Here is a 14,970-nt window from a genome sequence, read left to right as displayed (position 1 = left end):
TTCAGTCATGGACCGCCGCATTTTCGGGCTGGAGAACGAGTACGGCGTCACGTGCACGTTCAGGGGACAGCGCCGACTGTCACCTGACGAAGTGGCGCGCTACCTCTTCCGCCGTGTTGTGTCATGGGGCCGCAGCAGCAATGTCTTCCTGCGGAACGGCGCCCGCCTCTACCTCGACGTGGGATCGCATCCGGAATACGCAACACCCGAATGCGACAACGTGACCGAACTGGTCACGCACGACAAGGCGGGCGAGCGCATTCTCGAAGGCCTGCTCGTCGACGCCGAACGCCGCCTGCACGAGGAGGGAATCGCGGGCGACGTCTATCTCTTCAAGAACAACACCGACTCGGCTGGAAACTCCTACGGATGCCACGAGAACTACCTCGTGGCACGGCACGGAGAATTCTCCCGGCTCGCGGACATCCTCATTCCGTTCCTCGTCACCCGTCAGCTGATCTGTGGTGCGGGCAAGGTGCTGCAGACGCCGCGCGGAGCCGTCTACTGCGTGAGCCAGCGGGCCGAGCACATCTGGGAGGGCGTCAGTTCCGCGACGACGCGTTCCCGCCCGATCATCAACACCCGGGACGAACCCCACGCCGACGCGGAGCGGTACCGCCGCCTCCACGTCATCGTCGGTGACTCCAACATGTCCGAGACGACCATGCTCCTCAAGGTGGGCGCCACCGACCTCGTGCTGCGCATGATCGAGGCGGGCACGGTGATGCGCGACCTGACCCTGGAGAACCCGATCCGGGCCATCCGCGAGGTCAGCCACGACATCACGGGCCAGCGCAAGGTGCGCCTGGCCAGCGGCCGCGAGGCGTCGGCCATCGAGGTCCAGCGCGAGTACTACGAGAAGGCCGTCGACTTCGTCGAGCGCCGGGGCATCCGCACCGGCACCGTCGAGCAGGTCCTCGAGCTGTGGGGCCGCACCCTGGACGCCATCGAGGCCGAGGACCTCGACCGGATCGGCACCGAGATCGACTGGGTCATGAAGTACAAGCTCATCGAGCGGTACCGGGCGAAGCACAACATGACCATGTCGAATCCGAGGGTCGCTCAGATAGACCTCGCCTACCACGACATCCACCGGCGGCGTGGGCTCTACTACCTCCTGGAGCGCAAGGGCCAGGCCGCCCGCATCTGCAACGACCTGAAGATCTTCGAGGGCAAGTCGGTGCCCCCGCAGACGACCAGGGCGCGGCTGCGCGGGGACTTCATCCGCCGGGCGCAGGAGCAGCGACGGGACTTCACCGTCGACTGGGTCCACCTCAAGCTCAACGACCAGGCGCAGCGCACCGTGCTGTGCAAGGACCCCTTCCGCTCCGTCGACGACCGGGTGGAGAAGCTGATCGCGGGCATGTGATCCGGGACGGCGACATCCCGCCCCGTATGTGACCGGGCCCCGTACGTTCCTCGTACGGGGCCCTTCCGTCCGCCTAGAGTGTCGGGGGACCATTCACGTGCCGTCTGAGATCTGAGGAACCAGTGCGCCGACTTGCCGGCCTTCTCGTCGTCCCCCTTCTGCTGCTGTCCACAGCGGCATGCGGCGACGACAAGGCCTCCGACTCCGCCTCCAAGAACGGGTTTCCCGCGATCACCGCGGGAGCGAAGTTCGGTGAGAAGCCCACTCTGGCGAAGGGTGAGGGGGATCCACCGAAGAAACTGAAGACCGAGGTCATCAGTGAGGGGGACGGTGCGACGCTCAAGAACGGCGACGCGGCCGAGGTCAACTATCTCGGGCAGGCCTGGGATTCCACCAAGCCGTTCGACAACAGTTTCGACCGCAAGCAGCCCTTCGGCCTCGTTCTCGGTGGCGGCATGGTCATCCCGGGCTGGGAGCAGGGGCTCGTCGGCCAGAAGGTCGGCAGCCGTGTGCAGTTGGTCATCCCCCCGGAACTCGGCTACGGCGAGCAGGGCCAGGGGGAGGACATCAAGCCCAACGCCACGCTCGTATTCGTCGTGGACGTGGTGAGCGGGGAGTCGGTCCCGAAGTCCCCGAAGGGCAGCACGGTCGCCCAGGACAACATCGACCTGCCGAAGATCGGCACGAACACCGACGGCAAGGCGCCCAAGGTCACGATCCCCAAGGGGGACCCGCCCAAGAAGCTGGTCTCCAACTACATCATCGAGTCCGACGGGGAGGCCGTGAAGGACACCGACACCATCGTCGTGAACTACGAGGCCTACCTGTGGAAGGGTGCGAAGAAGTTCGACAGCACCTACGAGACCGGCAAGGTCGCGAGCTTCCCGCTGACCAACATCACCGTCAAGGGACTCAAGGCCGGACTGGTCGGCAAGAAGGTGGGCAGCCGCATCCTGCTCGTCATCCCGCCGGACCAGGGTTTCGGTGACCAGGCGCAGCAGACCATCCCCGCGAACTCGACGCTCGTGTGGTCCGTGGACATCCTGACAAAGATGTAAGACTGTCCCGGTTGCCCAGTTCATCAGTAAGAGGAGCAGTTCAGTGAGCATCGAGAAGCCCGAGATCGACTTCCCGGGTGGCGAGCCGCCGGCCGACCTGGAGATCAAGGAAATCTGGGAGGGCGACGGACCGGTGGCCCAGGCGGGCCAGACCGTCTCCGTGCACTACGTCGGTGTGGCCTTCTCCACCGGCGAGGAGTTCGACGCCTCGTGGAACCGCGGCACCCCGCTGCAGTTCCAGCTCGGTGCCGGTCAGGTCATCGCCGGCTGGGACAAGGGTGTCCAGGGCATGAAGGTCGGCGGCCGTCGTCAGCTGACCATCCCCGCGCACCTCGCCTACGGCGACCGCGGCGCGGGCGGCGGCAGCATCGCCCCGGGCGAGACGCTGATCTTCGTCTGCGACCTCGTCGGCGTCTGATCCGTCCGTCTACAGCAGTCGGGGCCCGTGCCGCAAGGCACGGGCCCTCGCTTTGGTCCGGACACCCCGGGGCGGTACGGTCGACGGTCGGAGAGCACGTCGAGAAAGGGCGTCGATGGCGATTGCCAAGGCCGAACGGCTGATGAACCTGGCACTGTGTCTGCTGGGTACCCGGCGCCCGCTCAGCAAGCGTGAGCTCCGCGGATCCATCGAGGCCTACCTGGAGGCGGGCTCCGACGAATCCTTCAACCGGATGTTCGAGCGGGACAAGGACGATCTGCGTGAACTCGGTCTGATCATCGAGACCGTGGAGAACCTGGACGGCGACACCGGGTACCTCGCGCGCCGTGACAGCAACCGGCTGCCCCCCATCACCCTGGACGCCGAGGAGGCCGCGGCCCTCGGACTCGCCGCGAAGGTCTGGCAGCAGGCCCGGCTCGCCGGCGCCGCGAGCGGCGCCCTGCAGAAGCTGCGCGCCGCCGGGATGCCCGAGGCCGAGGACGCCTACGAGGTGCACAGCGCCCTCGAACCCCGCATCCCGGTCCACGAGGCCGCCTTCGAACCGCTGATGCTCGCCTGCCGGGACCGCCGCCCGGTCACCTTCGACTACCGCAAGGGCAACGCCGCCCGTCCCGAGCAGCGCCAGGTCGAGCCCTGGACGCTCGAGTGCTGGCGCGGCCACTGGTACCTGGCGGGCTGGGACCGCGACCGGGGAGCGGAGCGGGTCTTCCGGCTGTCCCGCATCTCGGGCCGGGTCCGCTCCCGCGCCGGGGCCTTCACGGCGCTGGTTCCCGACGCCGTCACCGTCCGCGAGACCGTGGAGAGCTGGGCGGGCGAGACCGCGACCAGGACCGCCCGCATCAGGCTGCGCACCGGATCCGGCTACCCGCTGCGCTCCCGCGCGATAACAGTGAGGGAACTCGGCGACGGCTGGGACGAGTTGGAGATTCCGTACGGACACGGGCTGGATGCCTGGCTCGTGGAGTTCGGGCCGGACGTGATCGTGAGCGAACCCGCCGATCTGCGGGCCGACGTGATGGACCGGCTGCGCGCCGTGGCCAAGGACTGAGGGGGACCCGTACTCGTGGCCACGAACGCGATCGACCAGACCCGGCGGATGCTCTCCCTCGTCACCTATCTGCGCGAGCGCCCCGGCGCGCACGTCCAGGACGTCGCCCGGGCCTTCGGGATCACCGAGGACGAGCTGATCTCCGACCTCGACGTCCTCCCCATGTGCGGTACCAGCTTCCGCGGCGGGGACCTGCTGGACATCGACACCGACGGCGACCGGATCTGGTGGCACAACCCGGACGATGTGGCCGAGCCGCTGCGGCTCGCCGCCGACGAGGCGACCGCCCTGCTCGTCGCGGCCCGCGCAGTCGCCACGCTCCCCGGCCTGCGTGAGAGCGACCGGCAGGCGCTGGTGCGCGCGACCGCGAAGCTGGAGACGGCCGCCGGCGAGGTGGGGGCCGCCAGCTCGCGGCTCTCCGTCACCTTCGAGTCCGAGGGCGGCGTGTTCGCCGATGTGGACCGGGCGATCTCCGAGCGCCGCCGGCTCTGGCTGCGCTACTACTCACCCGCCCGGGACGAACTGACCGAGCGCGAGGTGGACCCGATCCGGCTGTTCGCCGTCGGCCGCACCTATATGGAGGGCTGGTGCCGGCTCACCGAGGCGCGGCGTACGTTCAGGCTCGACCGGGTCGCCGAGATCAGGCTCCTCGACGCCCCGTCCGCCCCGCCGGAGCTGGAGCTGCGTGACCTCTCCGAGGGGCTGGTGCAGCCCGCCGCCGAGGATCCGGAGGTCGTCATCGAGGTCGGACCCGGCGGCAGGTGGGTCGCCGAGTACTACCCGCACGACAGCGCGGAGGAACTGCCCGACGGCGGCCTGCGGATCACCCTCCGCACTCCCGACCCGGCCTCCCTGCGCAGACTCGCCCTGCGGCTCGGCGGAGAGGGACGCATCACATCGCCCCCGGAGCTGGCCGAGAGTGCCCGGCTGGCGGCGCGTGAGGCCCTGGCCGCCTACGACGGCGCGCTCTGAGCGGCGGCCACCGGTGCACCGAGGAGACAGAGGCCACATGAATGCGATATCGAGCACGCACACCGGACCGGTTCCGGTCCCGGTGCCCGACGCCGTACGCTTCCGTGCCGCCTGCCCGGACTGCCGTGAGCGGTTCGAGCTCGCGGCGGGCGCACTGCGGCTGGCCATAGGCGCCAGCCGGCGTACGACCTTCTACACCTTCACCTGCCCCGCGTGCGGTTCCGCGGTCCGCAAGCCGGCCGGGGAGCGCATCATCGAGCTCCTCAGCGGCGGCGGGGTGCGGACACTGCGCCTGCACACCGCTCTGCGGTGACGAGCCTGACACCGCACCGAGGCAACGAGAAACATCGAGGATCCGCCCATGTTCTGGCCCATGCTCGCCATCGCCCTGGGATTCGCCGGCCTGGCCGTGCTGGGGGTGCTCGCCGTCAAGGTCTTCATCGAGGCGCAGAGGCTCGCAGGACAGGTAGCCGCGACCACACAGCGGATCAACCGAGCGGCCGAGGATCTCGAACGAGCGGCCACCACTCTCGCCGACACCGGGGAAGCCCTGCGATAGCGGAGCGCGGCCTCCTGATTCACCGTTTCGGGGGGTACGCTGCTTGAGCGGCCCAGGCAGGGAGGTGTGGGCCGCAAGCGGGAGTACGCACGGGCATTGCCTCACGTTTACCCCTGCGGGTTACGATCGCTGCCAGCGAGATGGTCGGACATCTGTCCGGTCGAACGGGTAGCGAGCCCACCCTCCAGACGCCTCAGTGAGAAGGAAGTCGCACATGATCGGCAATCTGAAGCCCCTCGAGATCGTTCTGATCATCGCTGTCATCCTGCTGCTCTTCGGTGCCAAGAAGCTTCCTGACATGGCGCGTTCGCTCGGCAAGTCGGCCCGCATCCTCAAGAGCGAGGCCAAGGCCATGAAGAAGGACGACGCGGAGCCCGCGGCGCCCACTGCGGAGAACGTCGCGGACACCACCCCGCCGGCGGCCACCGCGCGCACGATCCAGGCCGCTCCGGGAGACGTCACCAGCTCCCGCCCGGTCAGCGAGGCCAAGCCCACCACCCAGAGCTGACAGCTGATACTCAGCCCCGGAAGCTGCCGCACGAGACGAGGGAAGTGGGTTGCTCAAGTCTGCCCGCAAGCAGGAGAAGGACGACGAGGGGCGGATGCCCCTCCTCGATCACCTGCGTGAGCTGCGCAACCGACTTCTGAAGTCGGTCCTGGCGATCATCGTCGCCGTGATCGCCGCGGCGTTCTTCCAGAAGGAAATCTTCGAGTTCCTGATGAAGCCGATCCTGGACTCGGTCGGCTGCAAGAACGGCGCCGTGACCATGGTCAACGGCCGCCCCTGCGCGGAGATGACCACCAACGGTCTGCTGTCACCGTTCACCATCGCGCTGAAGGTGTCCCTGATGGCGGGCGTACTGGTGGCCACGCCCGTGTGGCTGTACCAGCTGTGGGCCTTCGTCGCCCCCGGCCTGCACAAGCAGGAGAAGCGCTACTCCGTCGCCTTCGTCGCGGCCGGGGTCCCGCTTTTCGTCGCCGGTGCCTACCTGGCGTACGCGATCCTGCCGCAGACCGCGGAGATCATGCTCGGTTTCACACCCGACAACGTGAAGAACCTGCTGCCGCTCGACGACTTCCTCGACCTCATCACCCGCATGGTGATCGTCTTCGGGCTCGCCTTCGAACTGCCGCTGCTGCTCATCCTCCTCAACATGACCGGCGTCCTGTCAGGAGCCCGCATGCTGCGCTGGTGGCGCGGGATGCTCGTCGGCCTGACCGCGTTCGCGGCCATCGCCACACCGGGCGGCGAGCCCATCTCGATGCTGCTCCTCGCCGGCCCCCTCGCGGTGCTCTACTTCATCGCGGTCGGGTTCTCGCTGCTCAACGACAAGCGCAGGCGCCGGGGCAACCCCGATGCCGAGCTCGACGACGACGAGGCGTCGAAGCTGGACCTCACCCCCGAAGCGGTCGGCGCGATCGAACCGGTGACCTCCCGGGCAGCCCTGCCCGAGCAGGCCGGGGGCGATGCGGACGGTGGGCGGTCTCACCGGCTCAACGGTTACGACGACATCACCTGACCTTGTAAGGTCCCGCGGGTGACCAGCGAGATCACCCTCTTCGTCAATCCCACCGCGGGAAGCGGCCGGGGCGCGCGTGCCGCGCAGCCGGCCGCTTCCGCGTTGCGGGACGCCGGCTTCTCCGTACGGACGGTTCTCGGTGAGGACGCCGACGACGCCCTGCGGCGTGCCCGAGAGGCCGTGGCCGGCGGGACCGGAGCGCTGATAGCCGTGGGCGGCGACGGCATGATGTCGCTCGCCCTGCAGGCCGTCGCCGGTACCTCGACTCCGCTCGGCGCCGTGGCCGTGGGAACCGGGAACGACTTCGCCCGCGCCCTCGGGCTGCCGATCCGCGATCCGGCCGCAGCGGGACGGCTGGCTGCCGAGGCGCTCAAGGCCGGGACGGTGCGCTCGATCGACCTCGGCCGGGTCGGGGAGCGATGGTTCGGCTCGGTGCTGGCATCGGGCTTCGACTCGCGTGTCAACGACCGGGGGAACCGTATGCGCTGGGTCGGCGGGCGCTTCAAGTACGACCTGGCGATCCTCGCCGAACTGGCGGCCTTCCGCCCGATCCCGTACCGCATAAGGCTGGACGGCGGTCCGGAGACCGAGATCGAGGCGACTCTGATCGCGGTGGGCAACGGGACCACGTACGGCGGCGGCATGCGGATCTGCGCCGACGCGGTCATGGACGACGGGCTCTTCGACGTGACCGTGGTCGGCGACTGCAGCCGCACCACGCTGCTCAAGGTCTTTCCCAAGGTGTACAAGGGGACGCACCTCGGGCACCCGAAGGTCACCGTCCACCGGGTGTCGTCGATAGAGCTGGCCGCGGCCGGTGTCACGGCCTACGCGGACGGGGAGCCGCTGGGCGCGCTGCCGCTCGGCGCCACCTGCGTACCCGGCGCGGTGCGGGTCCTTGCACCGTGAAATAAAGATCGGGCTGACTGTCATACGAGGCGGGTAGGCTCGTATCAAGATGACAGAGGACCTCTCACCAGCTGAGCGATACCAGGCGTCCCGGGTCCGTGCGGCCGAGCAGGCCACCGCCCTCGGGCCCTTCCGCGAGATGTACGAATTCGGACTGGACCCGTTCCAGATCGAGGCCTGCCAGGCCCTGGAGGCCGGCAAGGGGGTGCTGGTCGCGGCCCCCACCGGGTCGGGCAAGACGATCGTCGGTGAATTCGCCGTTCACCTGGCTCTGCTGCAGGGCCGCAAGTGCTTCTACACCACGCCGATCAAGGCCCTGTCCAACCAGAAGTTCGCCGATCTCGTCCGGCGCTACGGCGCGGACAAGGTCGGCCTGCTGACCGGTGACAACAGCGTCAACGCGGACGCTCCCGTGGTCGTGATGACGACCGAGGTCCTGCGCAACATGCTGTACGCGGGTTCCCAGGCCCTCACCGGCCTCGGCTACGTGGTCATGGACGAGGTGCACTACCTCTCCGACCGCTTCCGGGGCGCCGTGTGGGAGGAAGTGATCATCCACCTGCCGGAGTCCGTGACCCTGGTGTCCCTGTCGGCGACGGTGTCCAACGCCGAGGAGTTCGGCGACTGGCTGGACACCGTCCGCGGCGACACCCAGGTCATCGTCTCCGAGCACCGGCCCGTGCCGCTGTGGCAGCACGTCATGGCCGGCCGCCGGATGTACGACCTCTTCGAGGAGGAGACCGACCACGGCGGCAGGGGCACCGGCCGGCGCGAGGTCAGCCCGGATCTCGTCCGGCTCGCCCGGATGGAGAACCAGCGCGGATACAACCCGCGCGAGCGCCGGCGCGGAAAGATGGTGCGCGAGGCGGACCGGGAGCGCGAGCGGCGCCAGCGCAGCCGTATCTGGACCCCGTCCAGGCCCGAGGTCATCGACCGGCTCGACGCCGAAGGACTCCTTCCCGCGATCACCTTCATCTTCAGCCGGGCCGGCTGCCAGGCGGCCGTACAGCAGTGCCTTCAGGCGGGGCTCCGGCTGAACGACGAGGACAAGCGCCACCTGGTCCGGGAGATCGTCGAGGAGCGGACGGCCTCCATCCCCCCCGAGGACCTCCACGTCCTCGGGTACTACGAGTGGCTCGAGGGCCTGGAGCGGGGCATCGCCGCGCACCACGCCGGGATGCTGCCGACCTTCAAGGAGGTCGTGGAGGAGCTGTTCGTCCGAGGCCTGGTCAAGGCGGTCTTCGCGACCGAGACGCTGGCGCTCGGCATCAACATGCCCGCACGCTCGGTGGTGCTCGAGAAGCTCGTCAAGTGGAACGGCGAGCAGCACGCCGACATCACACCCGGGGAGTACACCCAGCTGACCGGACGGGCCGGGCGCCGGGGCATCGACGTCGAGGGGCACGCGGTCGTCCTGTGGCAGCGGGGCATGGACCCCGGGGCCCTCGCCGGACTCGCGGGCACGCGTACGTATCCGCTGCGGTCCAGCTTCCGGCCCTCGTACAACATGGCCGTCAACCTCGTGCAGCAGTTCGGGCGGCATCGCTCGCGTGAGCTGCTGGAGACCTCCTTCGCGCAGTTCCAGGCCGACCGTTCCGTCGTCGGGATCTCCCGGCAGGTCCAGCGCAACGAGGAGGGCCTCGCGGGCTACAAGGAGGGCATGACCTGCCACCTCGGGGACTTCGAGGAGTACGCACGGCTGCGCCGCGACCTCAAGGACCGCGAGACGGACCTGGCCAAGCAGGGGGCGGCCCAGCGGAGGGCTGCCGCCGCGTCGTCCCTGGAGAAGCTGAAGCCCGGTGACGTCATCCACGTCCCCACCGGCAAGTTCGCCGGACTCGCCCTGGTGCTCGACCCCGGGCTGCCCGCCGGACGGACCAACGGCCATCGCGGGCTCGAGTACCACGACGGGCCGCGCCCCCTGGTGCTCACCGTCGAGCGACAGGTCAAGAGGCTCGCCCAGATCGACTTCCCGGTGCCGGTGGAGGCGCTGGAGCGGATGCGGGTGCCCAAATCGTTCAACCCGCGCTCACCGCAGTCCCGCCGTGACCTGGCCTCCGCGTTGCGGAGCAAGGCGGGGCACATCGACCCGGGACGGCACCGCAAGCAGCGGGCCACCGCGGCCGACGACCGGGAGATCGCCAGGCTGCGGACCGAGCTGCGCGCCCACCCCTGCCACGGGTGCGACGAGCGCGAGGACCATGCCCGCTGGGCCGAGCGGTATCACCGGCTGCAGCGGGACACGCGACAGCTGGAACACCGCATCGAGGGCCGGACGAACACCATCGCCCGTACCTTCGACCGCATCGTCGCGCTCCTGACCGAGCTCGACTACCTGCGGGGCAGCGAGGTCACCGACAACGGCCGACGCCTCGCACGGCTCTACGGAGAGCTCGACCTGCTGGCCAGCGAATGCCTGCGGGACGGCGTCTGGGAAGGGCTCAATCCCGCCGAACTGGCCGCCTGTGTCTCGGCGCTGGTCTATGAGGCGCGCCAGGCGGACGACGCCGTCGCGCCGAAGCTGCCCTCCGGACCGGCGAAGGCGGCGATGGCCGAGATGGTCCGCATCTGGGGCAGGCTCGACGCCCTGGAGGAGGACTTCAAGATCAGCCAGACGGAAGGGGTCGGTCAGCGGGAACCCGACCTCGGCTTCGCCTGGGCGGTCTACATGTGGGCTTCCGGCAGGACGCTGGACGAGGTCCTCCGCGAGGCGGAGATGCCGGCCGGCGACTTCGTGCGGTGGTGCAAGCAAGTCATCGACGTGCTCGGCCAGATCGCGGCTGCGGCTCCCCGGGATGGGAGCTCGGTGGCGAAGAACGCCCACAAGGCCGTCGACGCCGTGCTGCGGGGTGTTGTGGCGTACAGCTCCGTGGGGTGAACGCGCTCCTCGGCACGGTCGACGCGTTCCGCGGGGTCGACGGGCTCCGCGGGGGCGACGCGCTCCGCAGGGTGTGAACGGCTCTGCGGGGTGGCGGACGAGGTGAACCGACGAGTGGCCACGGGTGGGCTGTCCCTGCCTGTGGCCACTCCGGTGCTTCCTCCCGTCAGGTCTTCTTGTTCTTCATCGAAAGACCCGCGCAGGCTGCCCCCAGCACAATCGCCAGACCACCGACGATCACGTTGTTGAGGATGACGCCCATGTCGGGGCTCTGGCCGACGATCCACGTCGACACGATGAGCCAGGCGCCCAGCGCGACGATGGCGATGCTCATCCCGGTCATCCGCTCGGGCATGGCGGTGAAGCAGAGTGCCAGCACGGCTATCGCGATGCCGATGACGAGGTTGTGCGTCACCAGGGATGGCTGGCTCGCGGTGAAGTGAAGCACCCACGGCGAGACGGCGCAGTACAGGCCGAGCAGGAACACCGGTGCGTCCGCGCCGGCTGTGGTGCGGCGGCCACCCATCACCCGGTCGTGGCGCGCTCGCATTTCTTCTGCGTCGGGGTGTCCGGAGATGTCCCTTCCGGTGTGACCGGAAACGTCCCTTCCGGTGTGCGAGATGTTACTCATGAGGATGTTCTCCTTCGCACTTGCTCGAGCGACCGCTGTCAGGAGATGCGGTCATCAGCTCTCCCGACCAGTGTGCTCTTATATGCTCCTTATGTGTAGTTTTTTTGGTGGTCAGATCCTGCGATTCCTTCGAGCCGACGGGCCAGCGACACCAGGTCCTCCGTACGCATCACACGGTCTCCGTGTCCAGGGAGCGGCACGTGGAGGAGGCGTGTCCAGCGTTCGGGCACGGCGTCGATGCCGTACACCGCGCCGGCCAGACCGCCCGTGACAGCGGCCACCGTGTCGGTGTCTCCGCCCACGTCGACGGCTGCTCCCAGGGCCTCCTCGAAACCGCCGGTGGTGCGCAGTGCCCACAGCGCCGTACCGAGGCACGGCCACACCGCGCCGTTGAACTCGGTGGCGTCATCCGGATGCCAGTCCGGGGCCAGGACGGTGGCCCAGCGGGCCCGGTGGCCCGCGTGCACGGCGGCCAGCGTCTCGTCCACGGCCGTCAGCGGATCGCCGCCCTCCAGCGCCACACGCACCAGCTCGTGGAAGACGGCGGTGCCCTCCCAGGCCGCCCGGTCGCCATGCGTCAGAGCCGCGATCCGGCGTGCCGCGTCCATCGTCGCAGTCCGCCCCGCCCGGGCGAAGTACACCGCCGGGGTGGTGGCGCGCATGAGTGAACCGTTGCCCGCCGCCCGCGCGTTCACCTGGAAGTGCAGCGCGGCCGCGAGGTCCCACGGTTCACCGCTCGTGAGGACGTCCTCGGTCTGCAGACCGATGTCCTTCGGCTCGGCGGCCGCCCACCGCCTGAACCGGGCGAAGATGTCGGGGAGGTCCAGGCCTTCCTTCTCCAGCAGGGATTCACCGACCAGGACGGCCATCTGCGTGTCGTCCGTCGCCTCGCCCGGATCCCAGCCGCCGCCCCCGCACATCGCGCCGACCCCGTCCGGGAATCGGGCGCTGTACACACCGGGGGCGCCGAACTCGAAGGGCGCGCCCAGCGCGTCACCCACAGCGGAGCCGACCACCGCGCCCACGGCACGAGCCCCGCGGGCCGTGCCGCTCCGGTCGGGTCGGAGAGCACGGTCCTCGGGGCTCGTCGGTGTCATGCCGTCAGCGTACTGACGGCATGGCGTGTCAGGCGGCCGGCATCAGTACGGTGTCGATGATGTAGACCGTGGCGTTCGCGGTCGGGACGTTGCCGCAGACGACCTTGGAGGAGTCGTTCACGGTGTACTCCTCGCCCGAACCGGCCGTGGTCAGCTTGGTCTTGGCAAGGGTGTCGTAGGAGCCCTTCTCCAGCTGCTGCGGCGTCAGCTTCTGGCCGACCACGTGCGCGGTGAGCACCTTGGTGAGCTCGGCCTTGTTCGCGAGCAGCTTGTCCAGATCGGCCTTCGGGATCTTGGCGAAGGCGTCGTTGGTCGGGGCGAACACCGTGATGTTCTCGGCGCTGTTCAGGGTGTCGACCAGGCCGGCCTGCTTGACCGCCGCGACCAGGGTGGAGAGCGCCGGGTTGTTCGACGCGGCCGTGGCGACCGGGTCCTGGGCCATGCCGTCGAAGGAGCCCGCGCCCTCCTTCGGGACCGACGCACAGCCCGGGCCGAAAGGCCCGTCCATCGTCGCGGCCGACTCGGTCTCCTTGGCCGGCGCGCTCGACGCGGCCTTGTCCGCACCGGAGTCGGACGAGGTGTCGGATTCGCCGGAGCAGGCGGTCAGCGCGAGCGGCAGCATGGCGGCTGCGGAGACGGTGACGGCGATGCGGCGAAGGTGACGGTTGTTCATGGTGTTCTCCTGAGTGGATCGTCGTTCATCAGAGGGAAGGGAAAGAAGAGGTTCGGTGGACGGGGCCGGTGGTCAGGTCACGTCGACCACCACCGAGTGCCACCCGGTCGCACCGTCGGGGACGGTGCCGACCCGCTCATCGGTCTGTGTGGCGCCGGTGCGGTCCGTCGCGCGGACCTCGAGGGTGTGGTGACCGGTCTTGGCGGGCCACTCCCACACCCACTGGCGCCAGGTGTCACGCCCGGCCTCCGCCGCGAGCCGCGCGGTGTGCCACTCGCCGCCGTCGACCCGGACCTCGACCCGGGCGATGCCCCGGTGCTGGGCCCAGGCGACACCCGCGACCGGCACGGTCCCCGCTCGCGGGGCGGCGAAGGGGCGAGGCGTGTCGATCCGTGACTGGGTCTTGATCGGAGCCTCGCGGGACCAGTCGCGCTCGACCCAGTAGGCGTCGTACGCGTCGAACGTCGTGAGCTCGATGTCCTGGATCCACTTGCACGCCGAGACGTAGCCGTAGAGGCCGGGGACGACCATCCGGACCGGGAAGCCGTGGTCGAACGGCAGCGGTTCGCCGTTCATGCCGACCGCGAGCAGTGCGTCGCGGCCGTCCATGACGTCCTCGACCGGTGTGCCGATCGTCATCCCGTCCACGGAGCGCGACACGATCTGGTCCGCCGGCCCGCCCTTCGACGGGGGCTTCACGCCGGCCTCGCGCAGCAGATCGGCCAGACGTACGCCGATCCACCTCGCGTTGCCGACGTACGGACCGCCCACCTGGTTGGACACGCAGGTCAGCGTGATGTCCCGCTCGACGAGCTCGCGCCCCAGGAGGTCCTGGAAGGTGAGGGTGACGGGTCGCGCCACCCCCTTCCCGTGGATCCGCAGCCGCCACCGGTCGGCGTCGACACGCGGGACCACCAGGGCGGTGTCCACCCGGTAGAAATCCTTGTTCGGGGTGGTGAACGAGCTCAGGCCACGGAGGTCCAGATCCGCTCCGCCCGGTATCGCGGGAGCGGGTGAGGCCGGCGCGGGGATGACGATGTCACCCCGCGAGGCGGAGACCCCGGCCAGCCGGTCCGCCTGGAGCCTGCGCCCCAGAAGTCCCGCACCGGCCGAGGCCGCCGCCGCTGCGGTCGCCGCGATGACGAATCCGCGACGGTCGAAGGCGCCCCGCTCGCCGACACCCGTCTCCCCAGCCGCGGGAGGCGGGACGGCGACCGGGGCCAGCCGCGCGGCCAGGAGATACAGCACCCCTGCGGCCACCAGCGCACCCACGACCGAGGGCAGTACGTCGCCCGGGCGGCCCTCCGGCCGCCCGGCCGCGGACACCGCCCCGACCACACCGAAGACCAGTACGGCCGCAGCGCCGCTCCACCGGTGCCGCAGCGCGAGGACCCCCACCGCCATGGCGAAGGCCGCCAGGAGTACGAGGATCCCGAGCTGCAGGACCAGCTTGTCGGCGGTGCCGAAGTTCCGTACGGCGAAGTCCTTCACGGCCGGGGGAGTGCGGTCGATGACCGCCCCGCCCACGGCCGTGACCGGACCCGCCTCGGGACGCACGGCAGCCGCGACCAGTTCGGCGACGCACAGGGCGGTGAACCCGGCGATCAGACCGCTGAGTGCGGCGAGAAGGGCGCGCACCCGGCGGGATCGCCGGGAACGGTCGGCCCCTTGCTTCTGCGAAACGTCTTGGTCTGTCGTCACGCCGGGAATTCGGCGCGGATCGCCCGGCGGATTGGTCATTCACTCGATCGAAGGAAGTCCGATCATCGGCCAATCCGCGGCGCCCGCTGTCTCGAATGACCTCTGAGGGGCACTGG

At 69.5% G+C, this 14,970-nt stretch carries 15 protein-coding genes; 11 read left to right on the top strand and 4 right to left on the bottom strand.

Annotated features, from left to right (window positions below; translation table 11 throughout):
- Positions 1-7 precede the first annotated feature (7 nt).
- The 11 genes from pafA (at position 8) to HED23_RS22585 (ending at position 10,752) form a co-directional block, all read left to right on the top strand.
- The gene (pafA, locus tag HED23_RS22635; protein WP_203185209.1) at positions 8-1,369 is read left to right on the top strand and encodes a Pup--protein ligase; all 1,362 of its coding nucleotides are present in this window, start codon (positions 8-10) and stop codon (positions 1,367-1,369) included.
- A 122-nt stretch (positions 1,370-1,491) separates the two neighbouring features.
- Positions 1,492-2,427: an FKBP-type peptidyl-prolyl cis-trans isomerase gene (locus tag HED23_RS22630; RefSeq protein WP_203185208.1), complete on the top strand. Its 936-nt coding sequence runs from the start codon at positions 1,492-1,494 to the stop codon at positions 2,425-2,427.
- Between the two features lie 43 nt (positions 2,428-2,470).
- Positions 2,471-2,845, top strand: a complete 375-nt coding sequence (locus HED23_RS22625; RefSeq protein ID WP_203185207.1) for an FKBP-type peptidyl-prolyl cis-trans isomerase — start codon at positions 2,471-2,473, stop codon at positions 2,843-2,845.
- A 115-nt stretch (positions 2,846-2,960) separates the two neighbouring features.
- Positions 2,961-3,914 carry a helix-turn-helix transcriptional regulator gene (locus HED23_RS22620; RefSeq protein ID WP_203185206.1) on the top strand — a complete coding sequence of 318 codons (954 nt, stop codon included), beginning with the start codon at positions 2,961-2,963 and terminating at the stop codon, positions 3,912-3,914.
- A 15-nt stretch (positions 3,915-3,929) separates the two neighbouring features.
- Positions 3,930-4,886, top strand: a complete 957-nt coding sequence (locus tag HED23_RS22615) for a helix-turn-helix transcriptional regulator (RefSeq protein WP_203185205.1) — start codon at positions 3,930-3,932, stop codon at positions 4,884-4,886.
- 37 nt (positions 4,887-4,923) lie between these two features.
- Complete coding sequence (locus HED23_RS22610; protein WP_203185204.1) at positions 4,924-5,199, top strand: hypothetical protein; 276 nt, start codon at positions 4,924-4,926, stop codon at positions 5,197-5,199.
- 48 nt (positions 5,200-5,247) lie between these two features.
- Positions 5,248-5,445 (top strand): hypothetical protein, encoded by a 198-nt coding sequence (locus HED23_RS22605; protein WP_203185203.1) that lies wholly within the window; start codon positions 5,248-5,250, stop codon positions 5,443-5,445.
- Positions 5,446-5,659: 214 nt separating this feature from the next.
- Entirely contained in the window at positions 5,660-5,953 is a 294-nt protein-coding gene (gene tatA / locus HED23_RS22600; RefSeq protein WP_203185202.1) for a Sec-independent protein translocase subunit TatA, read from the top strand.
- 49 nt (positions 5,954-6,002) lie between these two features.
- The gene (gene tatC / locus HED23_RS22595) at positions 6,003-6,965 is read left to right on the top strand and encodes a twin-arginine translocase subunit TatC (RefSeq protein WP_203185201.1); all 963 of its coding nucleotides are present in this window, start codon (positions 6,003-6,005) and stop codon (positions 6,963-6,965) included.
- A gap of 18 nt (positions 6,966-6,983) precedes the next feature.
- Positions 6,984-7,874, top strand: coding sequence for a diacylglycerol kinase (locus HED23_RS22590; RefSeq protein WP_203185200.1), 891 nt, complete (start codon positions 6,984-6,986; stop codon positions 7,872-7,874).
- A gap of 49 nt (positions 7,875-7,923) precedes the next feature.
- Positions 7,924-10,752, top strand: a complete 2,829-nt coding sequence (locus tag HED23_RS22585; RefSeq protein ID WP_203185199.1) for a DEAD/DEAH box helicase — start codon at positions 7,924-7,926, stop codon at positions 10,750-10,752.
- A 166-nt stretch (positions 10,753-10,918) separates the two neighbouring features.
- Here HED23_RS22585 and HED23_RS22580 read toward each other — a convergent pair whose 3' ends face one another.
- The 4 genes from HED23_RS22580 to HED23_RS22565 all read right to left on the bottom strand — a co-directional run bounded on the left by HED23_RS22580 (position 10,919) and on the right by HED23_RS22565 (position 14,791).
- Positions 10,919-11,383 (bottom strand): SPW repeat protein, encoded by a 465-nt coding sequence (locus tag HED23_RS22580; protein ID WP_203185198.1) that lies wholly within the window; start codon positions 11,381-11,383, stop codon positions 10,919-10,921.
- A gap of 89 nt (positions 11,384-11,472) precedes the next feature.
- Positions 11,473-12,480, bottom strand: coding sequence for an ADP-ribosylglycohydrolase family protein (locus HED23_RS22575; protein ID WP_203185197.1), 1,008 nt, complete (start codon positions 12,478-12,480; stop codon positions 11,473-11,475).
- Between the two features lie 28 nt (positions 12,481-12,508).
- Positions 12,509-13,153, bottom strand: coding sequence for a fasciclin domain-containing protein (locus HED23_RS22570; RefSeq protein WP_203185196.1), 645 nt, complete (start codon positions 13,151-13,153; stop codon positions 12,509-12,511).
- Positions 13,154-13,225: 72 nt separating this feature from the next.
- The gene (locus HED23_RS22565) at positions 13,226-14,791 is read right to left on the bottom strand and encodes a molybdopterin-dependent oxidoreductase (RefSeq protein ID WP_203187598.1); all 1,566 of its coding nucleotides are present in this window, start codon (positions 14,789-14,791) and stop codon (positions 13,226-13,228) included.
- Positions 14,792-14,970 lie beyond the last annotated feature (179 nt).

Origin of the sequence: Streptomyces pratensis, from assembly GCF_016804005.1 — a bacterium.
In the GTDB taxonomy this organism is placed as follows: domain Bacteria; phylum Actinomycetota; class Actinomycetes; order Streptomycetales; family Streptomycetaceae; genus Streptomyces; species Streptomyces pratensis_A.
Note: the sequence above shows the minus strand (reverse complement) of the source record. Positions and strands in the feature narration are given on the sequence as shown.

Coding starts and splice junctions, on each gene's coding strand:
- pafA (WP_203185209.1), top strand. CDS start 8: ATGGACCGCCGCATTTTCGGGCTGGAGAACGAGTACGGCGTCACGTGC.
- HED23_RS22605 (WP_203185203.1), top strand. CDS start 5,248: ATGTTCTGGCCCATGCTCGCCATCGCCCTGGGATTCGCCGGCCTGGCC.
- HED23_RS22585 (WP_203185199.1), top strand. CDS start 7,924: ATGACAGAGGACCTCTCACCAGCTGAGCGATACCAGGCGTCCCGGGTC.
- HED23_RS22610 (WP_203185204.1), top strand. CDS start 4,924: ATGAATGCGATATCGAGCACGCACACCGGACCGGTTCCGGTCCCGGTG.
- HED23_RS22580 (WP_203185198.1), bottom strand. CDS start 11,383: ATGAGTAACATCTCGCACACCGGAAGGGACGTTTCCGGTCACACCGGA.
- HED23_RS22570 (WP_203185196.1), bottom strand. CDS start 13,153: ATGAACAACCGTCACCTTCGCCGCATCGCCGTCACCGTCTCCGCAGCC.
- HED23_RS22575 (WP_203185197.1), bottom strand. CDS start 12,480: ATGACACCGACGAGCCCCGAGGACCGTGCTCTCCGACCCGACCGGAGC.
- HED23_RS22620 (WP_203185206.1), top strand. CDS start 2,961: ATGGCGATTGCCAAGGCCGAACGGCTGATGAACCTGGCACTGTGTCTG.
- tatA (WP_203185202.1), top strand. CDS start 5,660: ATGATCGGCAATCTGAAGCCCCTCGAGATCGTTCTGATCATCGCTGTC.